The organism is Cobetia sp. 14N.309.X.WAT.E.A4 (genome assembly GCF_030397495.1).
Lineage (GTDB): Bacteria > Pseudomonadota > Gammaproteobacteria > Pseudomonadales > Halomonadaceae > Cobetia > Cobetia marina.
The window spans coordinates 15,096-29,060 of record NZ_JAPNXT010000014.1 but is presented as its reverse complement, the minus strand read 5'-3'; the positions used below and the strand labels follow the sequence as shown (position 1 = coordinate 29,060).

Genomic DNA, 13,965 nt, shown 5'->3' with positions numbered 1-13,965 from the left:
GTTCACCATGGATGGCCTTCTTGATGTCTATCTCCGTTGCAACGATGTTCCGCTGGTGCTGGCAGAGGATGCTGCTGATCTGTCTTCTGTCCTTCCCCCTGTTTGCCGCTGCCCAGTCCGAATCCGCGACTGGGCAGTCAGCGCGTCTGTCTGACAGCGCTGCCCAGACCTTGCTGACCCGACTTGCCGAGGCGCGCAATCCCGCCAAGCCCACCGTGATCGATGAGATCGCCGTGAGCGGCGATGAGCGCGCGCGTGGCTGGCTGGAAGCCTTCTCCTCAAGCAAGCTGGCTCGCCTAAAGAGCGGCGAGCGTTTCCTGATCATCGACAACAATCGCGGCCGCGAATGGGCCGTCTCCGACGCCCTGTCCGGCGACTCCGCCGGCAAGGTCTCGCGGCGTGAACTCGAGACACTGCGCAGCAACAACTCGCTGCGTGGCCATATCGATGGTGTGTTGTCGATGATCGACCTGTCGTCCCCGGAGGCCGAGGTCCGGCTCACGGCGGCGCGCGGCCTGCGCGGCAGTGTCGATGAGGCCATGGCCGAGCGGCTGCCGAGCCTGATCGAGCAGGAAGCCGATGCTGATATCCGCGCCACCCTGGCGGAGGCGCTCGCCATCCAGCAGCTGGAAGCCGATGGCGACCCTGCGGCGCTGGAGACGCTATCCGGCAGCCTGAACGCCGCGGCGATTGCCGCCATCAATGGTGCTGCGGCCAGTGATGACCCGCAGCTGGCCAAAGCCGCCCGGGTAGCACTGGCCGGTATCGAGCAGAAGCTCAAGCTCAACAGCGGGCTCGAGACGCTCTACTTCGGCCTCTCGCTGGGCTCGGTACTGGTGCTGGCTGCCATCGGGCTTGCCATCACCTTCGGTGTCATGGGCGTGATCAACATGGCGCATGGCGAACTGATCATGCTGGGCGCCTACACCACCTGGGGCATGCAGCAGCTGCTTCCCGGGCAGCCGGGACTGGCACTGCTGCTGTCGATTCCGGCGGGTTTTCTGGTCGCGGCGGCGGTGGGCGTCATCATCGAGCGCAGCGTCATCCAGCACCTCAAGGGGCGTCCGCTGGAGACGCTGCTGGCCACCTTCGGCATCAGCCTGATTCTGCAGCAACTGGTGCGCACCACCATCTCGCCCCTGAATCGCATCGTGGTCACGCCGGAGTGGATGAGTGGCTCGTTGATGATCAACGAGGCGCTGTCATTGACGCTCAATCGCCTCTACATCATCGGCTTCGCGCTGTTCGTGTTCGCCGGCCTGATGCTGATCATGCGCCGCACCCGTCTCGGACTCGAGGTGCGGGCGGTGACCCAGAATCGCGCCATGGCACGCTCGATGGGCATCAAGGCGACGCGTGTCGACATCATGACCTTCGCACTCGGCTCCGGCGTTGCCGGCCTGGCCGGTGTCGCGCTCTCACAGATCACCAACGTCGGGCCGAACCTGGGCCAGAACTACATCATCGATTCCTTCATGGTGGTGGTGTTCGGTGGGGTCGGCAATCTGTGGGGCACGCTGGTGGCCGGCATGTCGCTGGGGCTGCTCAATCAGTTCCTCGAGCCCTGGGCGGGCGCGGTCCTCGCCAAGATCGTGGTGCTGGTGTTCATCATCCTGTTCATTCAAAAGCGCCCGCGGGGACTCTTCCCGCAGAAGGGCCGCGCCGCGGAGGGTTGATCCATGCCTGATTCACGTTCCTGGCTGGCGCGCCCCTTCACGGAGCGCTCCACCCAGATATTCCTCGCAGTCCTGACACTGTCGGTACTCGCGGTCACGCTGCTGCATGTGCTGCTGCCCGAGAGTAATCCGCTGCATGTCAGCACCTTCACCGTCACCTTGCTGGGCAAGTACCTGTGCTATGCGCTGCTGGCGGTGGCGGTGGATCTCGTCTGGGGCTACCTGGGCATCCTCAGCCTGGGCCACGGGGCCTTCTTCGCGCTGGGTGGTTACGCCATGGGCATGTACCTGATGCGCCAGGTGGGCGACCGCGGCGTCTATGGCAATCCGGAGCTGCCGGATTTCATGGTCTTCCTCAACTGGCAGGAGCTGCCGTGGTTCTGGCAGGGCTTTGACATGCCGGCCTTCGCCTTCCTGATGGTGCTGCTGGCACCGGGGCTGCTGGCGCTGGTGTTCGGATTCCTGGCCTTCCGCTCCCGCGTCACCGGTGTCTATCTCTCCATCATCACCCAGGCGCTGACCTTCGCCTTGATGCTGGCGTTCTTCCGCAATGAGATGGGCTTTGGCGGCAACAACGGCCTGACCGACTTCAAGGACATTCTCGGCTTCGATCTGCGCACGGATGCCATGCGCATCGCGCTGTTCATCGCCAGCGGTGTGGCGCTGGGACTCGGTTATCTGCTGTGTCGCGGCATCGTCGGCTCCAAGCTCGGGCGCGTGAGCATCGCCTGTCGCGACGCCGAGGCACGCACGCGCTTTCTGGGCTATCGCGTCGAACGTGTCCAGCTGTTCATCTTCGTGGTCTCGGCGATGCTGGCCGGAGTGGCGGGAGCGCTGTATGTGCCGCAGGTCGGCATCATCAATCCCGGCGAGTTCTCGCCGCTGTTCTCCATCGAGGTGGTGGTGTGGGTGGCGCTCGGTGGCCGCGCGACGCTCTACGGCGCCGTGCTGGGCGCGCTGATCGTCAATTACGCCAAGACGGTGTTCACCGGCATCATGCCGGACGCCTGGCTGTTCGCTCTCGGCGGTCTGTTCGTGCTGGTCACCGTGCTGTTGCCCAAGGGCATCGCCGGCCTGTTCGCCCAGCGTGGCTGGGGCAGGCGCTCGTCGTCCAAGGCGAAGATTGATCCGGCGAGCGCGACTCGTCCCACCGAGCAGGAGGCCACGGCATGAGCCTGTTGAAAGAGATGGCGACGCGGGATCGCGTGTTCGACTTCCTGACCCCACGTGTCTCGCCGGTGGATGTGACCCACGGGCCGATCCTCTATCTGGAGGATGTCAGTGTCAGCTTCGATGGCTTCAAGGCGATCAACGACCTCAACCTGACCATCGACGATGGTGAGCTGCGCTGCATCATCGGCCCCAACGGCGCCGGCAAGACCACGATGATGGACATCATCACCGGCAAGACGCGCCCCGACAGTGGCTCGGTGTGGTTCGGCAGCCGCCACGATCTGCTGCACATGAGTGAGCCCGAGATCGCCATCCTGGGCATCGGCCGCAAGTTCCAGAAGCCCACCGTCTTTGAGGCGCTCAGCGTGTTCGAGAATCTCGAACTCGCGATGGCCACCGACAAGCGCATCTTCCCGACCCTGACCGCGCGCATGACCGGCGAGACTCGGGATCGGATCGAGGAAGTGCTGCAGACGATTCATCTCAAGGAATGGCATGCGCGCGAGGCGGGCATCCTGTCCCACGGCCAGAAGCAGTGGCTGGAGATCGGCATGCTGTTGATGCAGAAACCACGTCTGCTGCTGGTCGATGAGCCAGTGGCCGGTATGACCGAGCAGGAGATGGAGCGCACCGCGGAGCTGCTGACCAGCCTGGCGGGACGCCAGTCGGTGGTGGTGGTCGAGCATGACATGGGCTTCGTGCGCTCCATCGCGCGCAAGGTCACGGTGCTGCATCAGGGCGCGGTACTGGCGGAAGGCAGCATGGATGCGGTATCGAGCGACCCCAAGGTCGTTGAGGTCTACCTGGGAGAGAGTGACGGATGACGCAAGCGCAGATACCCGATACCCCGATGCCCCACGCATCGCCGACCCATGACCCGGCGACGAATGACGTGGCGACCAATGACGTGGCGACGCTGCTGAGCATCGAGTCGCTCAATCAGTTCTACGGCGAGAGTCATACGCTGTGGGATCTCACGCTGGAGATTCCCGCCGGCCAATGCACCTGCGTGATGGGCCGCAACGGCGTCGGCAAGACCACCTTGATGAAATGCATCATGGGTGAGGAGAGCGTTCGTGACGGCAAGCTCCTGTACCGCGCCGAGGGCGAGGGCGGTAGTGGTGAGAACAGCAGTGGCGATGCCAGTGGCCACGAGCCGCTTGATCTGACACGCCGCAAGCTCGAGGAGCGTGCCCGCCTGGGCGTCGGCTATGTCCCCCAGGGACGTCAGATCTTCCCGATGATGACGGTGGAAGAGAACCTGCGCACCGGGCTCGCCGTGCGCCGTGATGGACTGCGCCAGATTCCCGAGCGCATCTATGAGCTGTTTCCCGTGCTCAAGGAGATGCGTCACCGGCGTGGGGGTGACCTGTCCGGCGGGCAGCAGCAACAGCTCGCCATCGGCCGCGCGCTGGTGATCGAACCGCGCCTGCTGATCCTCGATGAGCCCGGCGAAGGCATCCAGCCCAATATCGTCGCCCAGATAGGCGAGGTCATTCGCCGCCTGATCAAGGAAGACGGCCTGACGGTGCTGCTGGTCGAGCAGAAGCTGCCCTTCGCGCGCAAGTACGCCGATCGCTTCGTGATCATGGATCGCGGCCGGCGGGTGGCCGAAGGCGAGATCGCGGCGCTGTCCGATGAACTGATCAAGCAGCACCTGACCGTATGACCATCCAGCGCATGATTTCCGCAGACGGCGCGACGGATGTCGCGTCCGGCCATCGCTTCGATGATCAGCGTCAGTGGCAGGCCTCGCTGGCGCTGCGCTTCGAGACCGACACCCGCGATGGCGCAGGCCCCATCACACGACTGACGCGTCGTCGTCATCACGGCCCGCTGCGCGTGCAGCGGCCGTTCTATCCGGAAGGCCGCCACGGCTGCTGCCATGTCTATCTGCTGCACCCTCCCGGCGGGCTGGTCAGTGGTGATGCGCTGCATATCACGGCAGAGATCGAGGAAGGCGCGCAGGTGCTGTTGACCACGCCGGCGGCGGCCAAGCTCTACAAGGCGGATCGCAATGGCGTGGCCTGGGGCCAGCATACGCACCTCAAGGTCGCCGACGGCGCCACCCTGGAATGGCTGCCTCAGGAGACGCTGGCCTTCAATGGCTCGCGCGGCGAGCAGACCACCACTCTCGAGCTTGAGGGCAATGCCCGATGTCTGGGCTGGGAAGTGCTGGCACTCGGCCGGCCCGTCGGTGAGCTGCCCTTTGTCAGCGGCCATCTGGAACAACGCTTCCGCCTGACGCGTGACGGTAAGCCAGTGTGGATCGAGCGCCAGTCGCTGGACCCGCTGCATCCGCGCTTCACGGGGCGCTGGGGGCAGGGCAGCTGTAGTGTCCAGGCCACGCTGTGGGCGGTCGGGCTTGCAGATGAGGCGGCGGCCATCGAGGCCCTGCGCGAGGCGATGCCTGCCTCTCCGCGATGGGCGGTGACGCGCCGCGAGGGCGTGCTGCTGCTGCGCTATCTCGGCCATGAACGCAACGAGGCCTGGGCACTGTGCCAGCAGGCATGGCAGATCCTGCGCCCACTGATGACGGGGCGTGAGGCACAGGTGCCACGCATCTGGCTGACCTGACCTCGAGAGCCCCCACGCAATGACAACCACAAGAGCCACGACATGGAACTGACGCCAAGAGACAAGGACAAGCTGTTGCTGTTTACCGCAGCGCTGCTGGCCGAGCGCCGCAAGGCCAAGGGCCTCAAGCTCAACTATCCGGAATCCATCGCGTTGATCAGCGCCGAGATTCTGGAAGGTGCACGCGAAGGATTGAGTGTGGCTGAGCTGATGGGGCGCGGGGCAGAGGTGCTGACCCGTGATGACGTGATGGAAGGCATCGCCGAGATGATTCCCGAGGTGCAGGTCGAGGCGACCTTCCCGGATGGCACCAAGCTGGTGACCGTTCACAACCCCATCGTGTGAGGTGAGCAATGATGATTCCCGGTGAATATCAGGTGGCGGACGGCGATATCTCTCTATGTGAGGACCGCCTGCGCACCACGCTCTCGGTCGGCAATCGCGGCGACCGACCGATCCAGATCGGCTCGCACTATCACTTTGCCGAGGCCAATCCGGCGTTGGTGTTCGATCGCGAGGCCGCCCTCGGACAGCGCCTGGACATCGCCGCCGGAACGGCGATTCGCTTCGAGCCCGGGCAGACGCGTGACGTCACGCTGATTCCCTTCGTCGGCAGTCGCCATATCTATGGCTTCCGTGGCGAGGTGATGGGACAGCTCAAGGATGACGGCAGTGTCGAGCGCTGAGCGAGCGACAACCTTTCCGTCAAGGCGTCAGGCAATGGTGCCGACAGGCATTTACCTCGGAGCTCATTCAGAGACTGCGGCTCAGGGATCAAGAGGCAACCCATGAAGATAACGCGACAGGCCTATGCCGACATGTACGGCCCGACCACCGGCGACCGCGTGCGTCTGGGCGATACGGCGCTGTGGATCGAGGTGGAGAAGGATTTCACCCATTACGGGGAAGAAGTGAAGTTTGGCGGTGGCAAGGTGATCCGCGATGGCATGGGCCAGAGCCAGCGCGCCGATGACAGCGTGATGGATACCGTGATCACCAATGCGCTGATTCTGGACTGGTGGGGCATCGTCAAGGCGGATGTCGGCCTCAAGTCCGGGCGCATCGCGGCCATCGGCAAGGCCGGCAATCCCGACACCCAGCCTGACGTGGATATCGTGATCGGCCCGGGCACCGAGATCATCGCCGGTGAGGGCAAGATCCTCACCGCTGGCGGTGTCGACCCGCACATCCACTTCATCTGCCCCCAGCAGGTGGAAGAGGCGCTGATGAGCGGCATCACCACCATGCTCGGCGGTGGGACGGGGCCTGCCACCGGCACCAATGCCACCACCTGTACGCCGGGGCCCTGGCATATCGGCAAGATGCTGCAGGCGGTGGACAGCCTGCCGATGAACATCGGCTTGCTCGGCAAGGGCAATGCCTCGCTGCCCGAGGGGCTGGAGCAGCAGATCGAGGCCGGCGTGATCGGCCTCAAGCTGCATGAGGACTGGGGCACCTCGCCGGCCTCCATCGACAACTGTCTGACAGTCGCCGATGCCTACGATGTGCAGGTGGCGATCCATACCGACACCCTGAATGAATCAGGCTTCGTCGAGGATACCCTGGCGGCCTTCAAGGACCGTTGCATCCACACCTTCCACACCGAAGGCGCCGGTGGCGGCCATGCGCCGGACATCATCACTGCCTGTTCGCGGCCCAACGTGCTGCCGTCCTCCACCAACCCGACGCGTCCCTACACCGTCAACACGGTGGATGAGCATCTCGACATGCTGATGGTCTGCCACCACCTGGACCCGAGCATCCCCGAGGATGTGGCCTTCGCCGATTCGCGCATTCGCCGCGAGACCATCGCCGCCGAGGACATCCTGCATGATCTGGGTGTCATCTCGATGATGTCCTCGGATTCCCAGGCGATGGGCCGTGTGGGCGAGGTGATCTGCCGCACCTGGCAGACCGCGCACAAGATGCGCGAGCAGCGTGGCCTGCTGGCGGAGGATGCCGAGCGTGGCACCGACAACTTCCGTGCCCGCCGCTATATCGCCAAGTACACCATCAACTCGGCCATTACCCACGGTATCGCCCATGAGGTCGGCTCCATCGAGGTCGGCAAGCTGGCGGATCTGGTGCTGTGGTCACCGGCGTTCTTCGGCGTCAAACCGGCCTGCATTCTCAAGGGCGGCATGATCGCCGCCGCGCCGATGGGCGACCCGAATGCCTCGATTCCCACGCCACAGCCAGTGCATTACCGCCCGATGTTCGGCGCCTTCGGCAAGGCAGCCAGCGCCACGCGCCTGACCTTCGTCTCTCAGGCGGCACTCAAGGCGGGGGTCGGCGAGGCCCTCGGACTCGACAGCCCGTTGTCCGCCTGTCGCGACGTACGCCAGGTACGCAAGCGTGACATGAAGCTCAACGATGCCTGCCCGGAGCTCAAGGTCGACCCCGAAACCTACGAAGTCTTCGCCGACGGTGAGCTTCTCACCTGTGAGCCTGCCACCGAGCTGCCGCTGGCCCAGCGCTATCACCTGTTCTGAAGACCTGTTCTGAGGGCCTGTTTCAAGTGCCTGTTCTGAGGGCCTGTTTCAAGTGCTTGTTCTGATTCCCTATTCGAGATTGACGCCATGATGGAACTGATACATCGCCTGCCAGACGCCAGTGGCTCAGGCGACCCAGCGAGCGCTCACACCGAGGCAGAGCCTCTGGATACCTTGACTCTGCCGCTGGAGCTGCGCATCCGCGGGCGGCTGCGTGCCACCACGGACGGCGGGCGCGAGGTCGGCCTGTTTCTGGATCGTGGACCGGTGCTGCGTGACGGCGATCGGCTGGCCTCGCGCGAGGGCGAGGAGATCTGCATCCGCGCCGCGGATGAGCCGGTAGTGACTGCCCACATCGCCGCCGGGCGTCCGATGGCGGCGCTCTGCTATCACCTGGGCAATCGCCATGTGCAGCTGGCGATCGGCATGCATACGCCTGACGCTGATGCTGAAGCCAAGGGCGAAACCGGCTGGGTGCGCTTCCCGCCGGACCACGTGCTGGAAGCGCTGGCCGAGCGCCTTGGCGCGACCCTCACTCATCACGAGGCGCCCTTTGATCCTGAGCCGGGTGCCTATGCCCAGGCGGGACAGGGGGCTCATTCTCACGATCATGGTCATTCGCACGGGCATGAGAACAGCCACGATCATTCTCACAGCCACGCCCATGAGCACACGCATGAGCACTGATGCCATGGCGAGCCTGCCGGCTCAGGAGGACCTTGCACTGCTGGGGCTCCTGCAGCTGGTGAGTCCGGCCTTGCCCATCGGTGCCTTTGCCTGGTCCCAGGGGCTGGAAAGTGCCTTCGAACTGGGGTGGGTCACTCAGGAGCAGGAGCTTGGCGAGTGGATCGACGGCGTGCTGGAAGACGGGCTCGGCCGTTGCGAACTGCCGTTGCTGGTGCGCCTGCAGCAGGCATGGGCCGAGGAGGATGCGGCGGCGCTCAATGAGTGGGATGGCTGGCTCAAGGCGACACGCGAAACCGCCGAACTCAGCGATGAGGACGCGCGTCTCGGGGCGGCGTTGCTGCGCCTGCTCAGAAGCCTCGCGCTTGAACCACCAGCGGCGCTGATGCCCGAGACACCGGGCTACGTCACGGTGTTCGCCTGGGTGGCGCACCAGCGTGGGGTGCCACTGCGCCAGACCTTGATCGGCTTCGCCTGGGCCTGGCTGGAAAACCAGCTGGCGGTGGCCTGCAAGGCCATGCCGCTTGGGCACACCGCCGCGCAGCGCCTGACCGAGCAACTGCGCCCCCGCGTGGTGGAAGTCGTCGCACAGGCGCTTGAGCGCCCGGATGCAGCGCTTGGCCCGATACTGCCGGGGCTGGCACTCGCCTCCGCACAGCACGAAACACAATATTCCCGTCTGTTCAGGAGTTGAGCGAACGCCGCCTGTCCTGAGGCAGCGGCGCCTGAACCGACCGACACGAACGCCTGATATCTCACGAGAAAGGAAGCTGTCATGAAGCATTGTCTACGCGTAGGAGTGGGTGGGCCGGTGGGCTCCGGCAAGACGGCGCTGTTGCGTCAGCTGTGTCTGGCCCTGCGCGATCACTACGACATCGGGGTGGTCACCAATGACATCTACACCCGCGAAGATGCCGATTTCCTGCTGCGTCATGAAGCACTGGAGGCGGACCGCATTCTCGGCGTCGAGACCGGCGGCTGCCCGCATACCGCAATCCGCGAAGACGCCTCGATGAATCTGGCGGCCATCGATGACCTCCAGGCGCGTCACCCGAACATGGAGCTGGTGCTGGTGGAATCCGGCGGTGACAACCTGTCCGCGACCTTCAGCCCCGAACTTTCCGACCTCACCCTCTATGTGATCGACGTCTCGGCAGGCGACAAGATTCCGCGCAAGGGCGGGCCGGGCATCACCAAGTCCGACCTTCTGATCATCAACAAGATCGACATCGCCGAGCAGGTGCATGCCTCGCTTGAGGTGATGGACCGCGACTCGCGCAAGATGCGTGGCGAGCGGCCCTTCGTGTTCGCCAACCTGTATGACGGCGTCGGCTTGGAAGAGATCATCGCCTTCATTCTGGATCGCGGCATGCTGCCGGAGCGCCGCCCGGAAAAGTTGGCCGCACAGGCCTGACGGCGCAGCGTTTTCTGCCGCTTGCTTGGGATCCATTGTCTCCCGGTAGTCGACACATGACGGATATCGGGTGAATTCATCATCATCTTGTTCAGGAATGACACATGAAGCGTTCTCACTCCGCACTGCTGGCCACCTCACTGTTACTGGTGGCGACCTCGGCCTCCGCACATCCCGGCCATGATGCCCAGGGACTGATGGCCGGCCTGACGCATCCCTTCACCGGGCTGGATCACCTGCTGGCCATGCTGGCCATCGGCATCTGGAGCGTGCGCCAGTCACGGGCCTTGAGGGTTGGTACACCGCTGCTGATGGCCTTCGGCATGCTGGCGGGGGCCGGTATTGCGCTTCTCAGCGGTGGACAGGCGCTGCATGCGCTGATCGCCGAGCAGGGCATCCTGCTCTCGGTGCTGGTGTCCGGTGCGCTGGTGGCATTGCTGCTGCGTCTGCCGACTCTGGCTGGTGCCGTCATGGTGGCCGGCTTCATGGCCTTCCACGGCTTCGCCCATGCGCTGGAAATGCCGGCGGCTGGCAATGCCATGGGTTACATGGCGGGCTTCGTGGTCGCGACACTGGCTCTGGCGTTGCTGGGCCGTGCAGTGGGTCAGCGCCTGATGGGCGTGCCAACCATCGCGTCTCGTCTGGTGGGTGGGGCAGTGATGGCCTCTGCCGTGATGATGGCGGTCTGATCGTCACCTGACATTCTGCTCACGACGAGAAACGCCCCGCTGGCTTGCCAGCGGGGCGTTTTCTTTCTTTCTGATGCTGATGAGACAAGGAGGTGGGGCGGTTCATCAGAAAATGGCTGACGGAAGATTATGTTATAACGTATCATTTGCCGCATCTGATGATCGAGAAACCAGCGGTCCCCCACGTCCAGGCACTCGCCTGACCCTCGCCCTGACCCTGCGCCGGCAAGAATGCCTCCAGGCGAAAGCGACGTGGCCAAGACCCTATCCTATCGAGGTACCGCCTGATGACTTCCCCCCGAGTGTCTCCAACGCAATCCCCGTCTCAAGCCCTGTCGCGGCCCCTGCCACAATCCCTGCCAGTCACTGTGCTGTCCGGTTTTCTGGGCGTCGGCAAGACGACGTTGCTCAATCACATCCTGGCCAACCGCGAAGGGCGTCGGGTGGCGGTGATCGTCAATGACATGAGCGAGGTCAATATCGACGCCGCCATGGTGCGTGGCGCACCCGGCACAGGCAGCGAGGTGGCGCTCAATCGCGCCGAGGAGCAGCTGGTGGAGATGAGCAATGGCTGCATCTGCTGCACGCTGCGCGAGGACCTGCTCCTCGAGGTCCGCCGGCTGGCCGAGGAGGGGCGCTTCGACTGCCTGGTGATCGAGTCCACCGGCATTTCCGAGCCACTGCCGGTGGCGGAAACCTTCACCTTCGAGGATGAGGATGGCCAGTGCCTCTCCGATGTCGCGCGCCTCGACACCATGGTCACCGTCGTGGATGGTGCCAACTTCCTTGCCCAGTATCGCGAGGCGCAGTCACTGGCCGAAGCCGGGGAAAGCCTCGGCGAGGACGATGAGCGCAATGTCGCCGACCTGCTGGTTGACCAGATCGAGTTCTGCGATGTGCTGTTGATCAGCAAGACGGACATGATCGAGGCAACCCAGCTGGATGAGCTGACGGCCGTGCTGCGCTCGCTCAACCCGGAGGCCGAGATTCTGCCCATGGCGCAGGGCGCCGTGCCGCTTTCCAAGGTGCTGGATACCGGTCGCTTCAGTTTCGATCGTGCACAGCAGGCACCGGGCTGGCTGAAGGAGATGCGCGGCGAGCACGTGCCGGAGACCGAGGAGTACGGCATCTCGAGCTTCTCCTACCATGCGCGCGTGCCGTTCCATCCCGAGAAATTTTACCAGCTGCTCCACGGTGACTGGTTCGGTGGCAAGCTGCTGCGCTCCAAGGGCTTCTTCTGGCTGGCCACGCGCCCGCAGTTCGCGGGGCAGTGGAACCAGGCCGGTGGCATCGCCCACTACGGATTCGGCGGCATGTTCTGGAAGGCGGTACCGAAGGTCGAATGGCCTGAAGATCACGAGTATCTGGCGTCGATACAGGAGAAATGGCAGGAGCCCTTCGGCGACATGCGCCAGGAGCTGGTGTTCATCGGTCAGAACCTGGAGGAAGACCGTATCCGCCAGGCGCTGGATGAGTGTCTGCTCGATGACGCCACGCTGCTGGCAGGCAAGGAAGCCTGGCGTATTCTGCCGGACCCGTTTCCCGCCTGGGAATGAGCGATAGCACCTGAGTCCCTGATCTGCTGGCACTCACCAACCCACCCCACTGATACGCGATCAGTGGGGTGTTCTGTTTCTACGTTCATTGCTTGATGCACCTGCTCTTCGTTCCTTGAAGAGATGACTTTCCCGTTCAAGGCAGACTGCCTATGCACGTGGGATTTTCCCTGTTGTGTCATCGAGTCAATTCATGACGGCTTGGCTGAGTGCTACGTCGCTTGAGCGATACCCAGAGAGGGCATGTCAGGGCAGAAGCGATGCAAAGAGTGCCAAGCCATTGAAGGGAGCCGAATGACTCGCCCATCCATAGAAAACCCAACACAGTTGCCGTCAGCGGGCTGAGCATTCCCAGCAGTGATGCGGAAAAGGCGGGCAGTCGCTGGACGCCGGCAAACCAGAGGCTATAGCCGAGCACGCCACCCGGCAGGATCAGGTAGCCATAGCCCAGCAGATGTTGCGGCTCGAGGGTGGTCGGAATACCTTCCGACCAGGCGGCCAAAGGCAGCAACAACAGTCCACCGAAGATCAATTGCCAGCCCGTCAGGCTCAATTGACTGACGTCGGGCGGACGTTGCCAGCGCTTGCTGAGTACGATGCCGGCGGCCATCGATACAGCACCGAGCAGTGCGACCCCGACCCCTGTCATGTCCAGTCCACCTTGGCCGGGATTGAGCAGCATCACCACTCCGACCATGCCCAGTCCACACTGCATTGCGGCTGTCATGTTGAAGTCTGTCCCTAGCCACCAGCGACTCAACAGTAGAACCCACACCGACTGACTTGCCAGCAGCAAGGCGGCCATGCTGCCGGGGATGCGGTATGCCGCGGCAAATAGGCAGGTAAAGAAGAGTCCGATATTGAGGGTGCCCAGCACCATGGCCTTCACCCACCACCCTCCCGACAAGGTCTGTCGAGTCCAGAGCAGAATCAGTATTCCCGCGGGAAGGGCACGAATGGTGGCTGCGGTGAATGGCGTGTCGGCAGGGAGAAGGGTCTGTGTCACCAGGTAAGTACTCCCCCAAATGATCGGGGCTGTAGCGGTCATGGCGAGAACCTTCAGGTGTGAAGATGGCATGCTTGCCTCTCCTTGAAGTATCTTTTTAAAAAGATAAGTGTAAGAGTACTCGCAAAACCGCCGACGTCAAAGTATCTTTTGGGAAAGATAAATAGGAGGTTTCATGATGTTGGATACCGTGGATCGCATTCTTGCGCAGTGGGAGGAAGCTCGCCCCGATCTGGATTGCCGGCCGATGGGCATATTCGGGCGTATCAGCCGGGCAGGTCGTGTGTTTGGCTCGAGGATGGAGCAGGTATTCGAGAAGGAGGGCCTGTCGACTATCGAGTTTGACATCCTAGCGACGCTGCGACGTTCACAGATGCCCTTGACCCCGACTCAGCTGTATCAGACGTTGATGCTCTCTTCCGGTGCCATGAGCACGCGGATAGATCAGCTGGTGAAGCGAGGGTTGTTGCAACGCCAGGCCAGTGATGAGGATCGGCGCAGCAATCGCGTCGCGCTGACGGAAGCAGGGCGTCGTCTGATCGACACCACTCTGGAAGCGCATGTCGAGAATCAGCACCGGATGGCGAGTGCGCTGGACAGCGATGAGCAACATCAGCTTGCCTGTCTGCTGCGCAAGCTAATGACTGATGAAGAACGCTAGCTATCATGCCGCACTCATCGGGCCTCTGTAGGGGCAT

15 protein-coding genes are annotated in these 13,965 nt (G+C 63.4%); 14 read left to right on the top strand and 1 reads right to left on the bottom strand.

Features of this window, described 5'->3' with window-relative positions; all coding sequences use genetic code 11:
- The first annotated feature begins 68 nt into the window (after positions 1 to 68).
- From urtB to zigA, 13 genes are all read left to right on the top strand, one after another.
- Positions 69 to 1,676 (top strand): urea ABC transporter permease subunit UrtB, encoded by a 1,608-nt coding sequence (gene urtB, locus OW493_RS15575; protein ID WP_289864871.1) that lies wholly within the window; start codon positions 69 to 71, stop codon positions 1,674 to 1,676.
- A gap of 3 nt (positions 1,677 to 1,679) precedes the next feature.
- Positions 1,680 to 2,849: an urea ABC transporter permease subunit UrtC gene (gene urtC, locus OW493_RS15570; RefSeq protein ID WP_289864846.1), complete on the top strand. Its 1,170-nt coding sequence runs from the start codon at positions 1,680 to 1,682 to the stop codon at positions 2,847 to 2,849.
- Positions 2,846 to 3,673 (top strand): urea ABC transporter ATP-binding protein UrtD, encoded by an 828-nt coding sequence (urtD, locus tag OW493_RS15565; RefSeq protein WP_289864845.1) that lies wholly within the window; start codon positions 2,846 to 2,848, stop codon positions 3,671 to 3,673. The genes urtC and urtD overlap by 4 nt, the downstream gene beginning before the upstream one ends.
- Before the next feature lie 92 nt (positions 3,674 to 3,765).
- Complete coding sequence (gene urtE / locus OW493_RS15560) at positions 3,766 to 4,518, top strand: urea ABC transporter ATP-binding subunit UrtE (protein WP_141392046.1); 753 nt, start codon at positions 3,766 to 3,768, stop codon at positions 4,516 to 4,518.
- A gap of 11 nt (positions 4,519 to 4,529) precedes the next feature.
- Positions 4,530 to 5,426: an urease accessory protein UreD gene (locus OW493_RS15555; protein ID WP_289864844.1), complete on the top strand. Its 897-nt coding sequence runs from the start codon at positions 4,530 to 4,532 to the stop codon at positions 5,424 to 5,426.
- A 42-nt stretch (positions 5,427 to 5,468) separates the two neighbouring features.
- The gene (gene ureA, locus OW493_RS15550) at positions 5,469 to 5,771 is read left to right on the top strand and encodes an urease subunit gamma (protein ID WP_024952521.1); all 303 of its coding nucleotides are present in this window, start codon (positions 5,469 to 5,471) and stop codon (positions 5,769 to 5,771) included.
- Between the two features lie 11 nt (positions 5,772 to 5,782).
- Complete coding sequence (locus OW493_RS15545) at positions 5,783 to 6,112, top strand: urease subunit beta (RefSeq protein WP_289864843.1); 330 nt, start codon at positions 5,783 to 5,785, stop codon at positions 6,110 to 6,112.
- Positions 6,113 to 6,214: 102 nt separating this feature from the next.
- The gene (gene ureC / locus OW493_RS15540) at positions 6,215 to 7,918 is read left to right on the top strand and encodes an urease subunit alpha (protein WP_289864842.1); all 1,704 of its coding nucleotides are present in this window, start codon (positions 6,215 to 6,217) and stop codon (positions 7,916 to 7,918) included.
- An 87-nt stretch (positions 7,919 to 8,005) separates the two neighbouring features.
- Positions 8,006 to 8,605: an urease accessory protein UreE gene (locus tag OW493_RS15535; RefSeq protein ID WP_289864841.1), complete on the top strand. Its 600-nt coding sequence runs from the start codon at positions 8,006 to 8,008 to the stop codon at positions 8,603 to 8,605.
- Complete coding sequence (locus tag OW493_RS15530) at positions 8,595 to 9,296, top strand: urease accessory UreF family protein (RefSeq protein ID WP_084208280.1); 702 nt, start codon at positions 8,595 to 8,597, stop codon at positions 9,294 to 9,296. Before OW493_RS15535 ends, OW493_RS15530 begins: the two co-directional genes overlap by 11 nt.
- 81 nt (positions 9,297 to 9,377) lie before the next feature.
- Positions 9,378 to 10,016, top strand: coding sequence for an urease accessory protein UreG (ureG, locus tag OW493_RS15525; RefSeq protein WP_054556181.1), 639 nt, complete (start codon positions 9,378 to 9,380; stop codon positions 10,014 to 10,016).
- 104 nt (positions 10,017 to 10,120) lie between these two features.
- Positions 10,121 to 10,705 (top strand): HupE/UreJ family protein, encoded by a 585-nt coding sequence (locus OW493_RS15520; RefSeq protein ID WP_289864840.1) that lies wholly within the window; start codon positions 10,121 to 10,123, stop codon positions 10,703 to 10,705.
- Positions 10,706 to 10,992: 287 nt separating this feature from the next.
- Positions 10,993 to 12,261, top strand: a complete 1,269-nt coding sequence (zigA, locus tag OW493_RS15515) for a zinc metallochaperone GTPase ZigA (RefSeq protein ID WP_289864839.1) — start codon at positions 10,993 to 10,995, stop codon at positions 12,259 to 12,261.
- A 178-nt stretch (positions 12,262 to 12,439) separates the two neighbouring features.
- On the opposite strand, the gene OW493_RS15510 is transcribed toward zigA, so the two are convergent.
- Positions 12,440 to 13,339: an EamA family transporter gene (locus tag OW493_RS15510; protein WP_289864838.1), complete on the bottom strand. Its 900-nt coding sequence runs from the start codon at positions 13,337 to 13,339 to the stop codon at positions 12,440 to 12,442.
- Positions 13,340 to 13,442: 103 nt separating this feature from the next.
- Here OW493_RS15510 and OW493_RS15505 point away from each other — a divergent pair, with 103 nt between their 5' ends.
- Entirely contained in the window at positions 13,443 to 13,928 is a 486-nt protein-coding gene (locus tag OW493_RS15505; protein WP_289864837.1) for a MarR family transcriptional regulator, read from the top strand.
- Positions 13,929 to 13,965 lie beyond the last annotated feature (37 nt).

Bases quoted from the DNA above. Each gene is read 5' to 3' on its own strand.
- urtB (WP_289864871.1), top strand. From the start codon at position 69: ATGCTGCTGATCTGTCTTCTGTCCTTCCCCCTGTTTGCCGCTGCCCAG.
- urtC (WP_289864846.1), top strand. From the start codon at position 1,680: ATGCCTGATTCACGTTCCTGGCTGGCGCGCCCCTTCACGGAGCGCTCC.
- urtD (WP_289864845.1), top strand. From the start codon at position 2,846: ATGAGCCTGTTGAAAGAGATGGCGACGCGGGATCGCGTGTTCGACTTC.
- OW493_RS15555 (WP_289864844.1), top strand. From the start codon at position 4,530: ATGATTTCCGCAGACGGCGCGACGGATGTCGCGTCCGGCCATCGCTTC.
- ureA (WP_024952521.1), top strand. From the start codon at position 5,469: ATGGAACTGACGCCAAGAGACAAGGACAAGCTGTTGCTGTTTACCGCA.
- OW493_RS15545 (WP_289864843.1), top strand. From the start codon at position 5,783: ATGATTCCCGGTGAATATCAGGTGGCGGACGGCGATATCTCTCTATGT.
- ureC (WP_289864842.1), top strand. From the start codon at position 6,215: ATGAAGATAACGCGACAGGCCTATGCCGACATGTACGGCCCGACCACC.
- OW493_RS15535 (WP_289864841.1), top strand. From the start codon at position 8,006: ATGATGGAACTGATACATCGCCTGCCAGACGCCAGTGGCTCAGGCGAC.
- OW493_RS15530 (WP_084208280.1), top strand. From the start codon at position 8,595: ATGAGCACTGATGCCATGGCGAGCCTGCCGGCTCAGGAGGACCTTGCA.
- ureG (WP_054556181.1), top strand. From the start codon at position 9,378: ATGAAGCATTGTCTACGCGTAGGAGTGGGTGGGCCGGTGGGCTCCGGC.
- OW493_RS15520 (WP_289864840.1), top strand. From the start codon at position 10,121: ATGAAGCGTTCTCACTCCGCACTGCTGGCCACCTCACTGTTACTGGTG.
- zigA (WP_289864839.1), top strand. From the start codon at position 10,993: ATGACTTCCCCCCGAGTGTCTCCAACGCAATCCCCGTCTCAAGCCCTG.
- OW493_RS15510 (WP_289864838.1), bottom strand. From the start codon at position 13,339: ATGCCATCTTCACACCTGAAGGTTCTCGCCATGACCGCTACAGCCCCG.
- OW493_RS15505 (WP_289864837.1), top strand. From the start codon at position 13,443: ATGATGTTGGATACCGTGGATCGCATTCTTGCGCAGTGGGAGGAAGCT.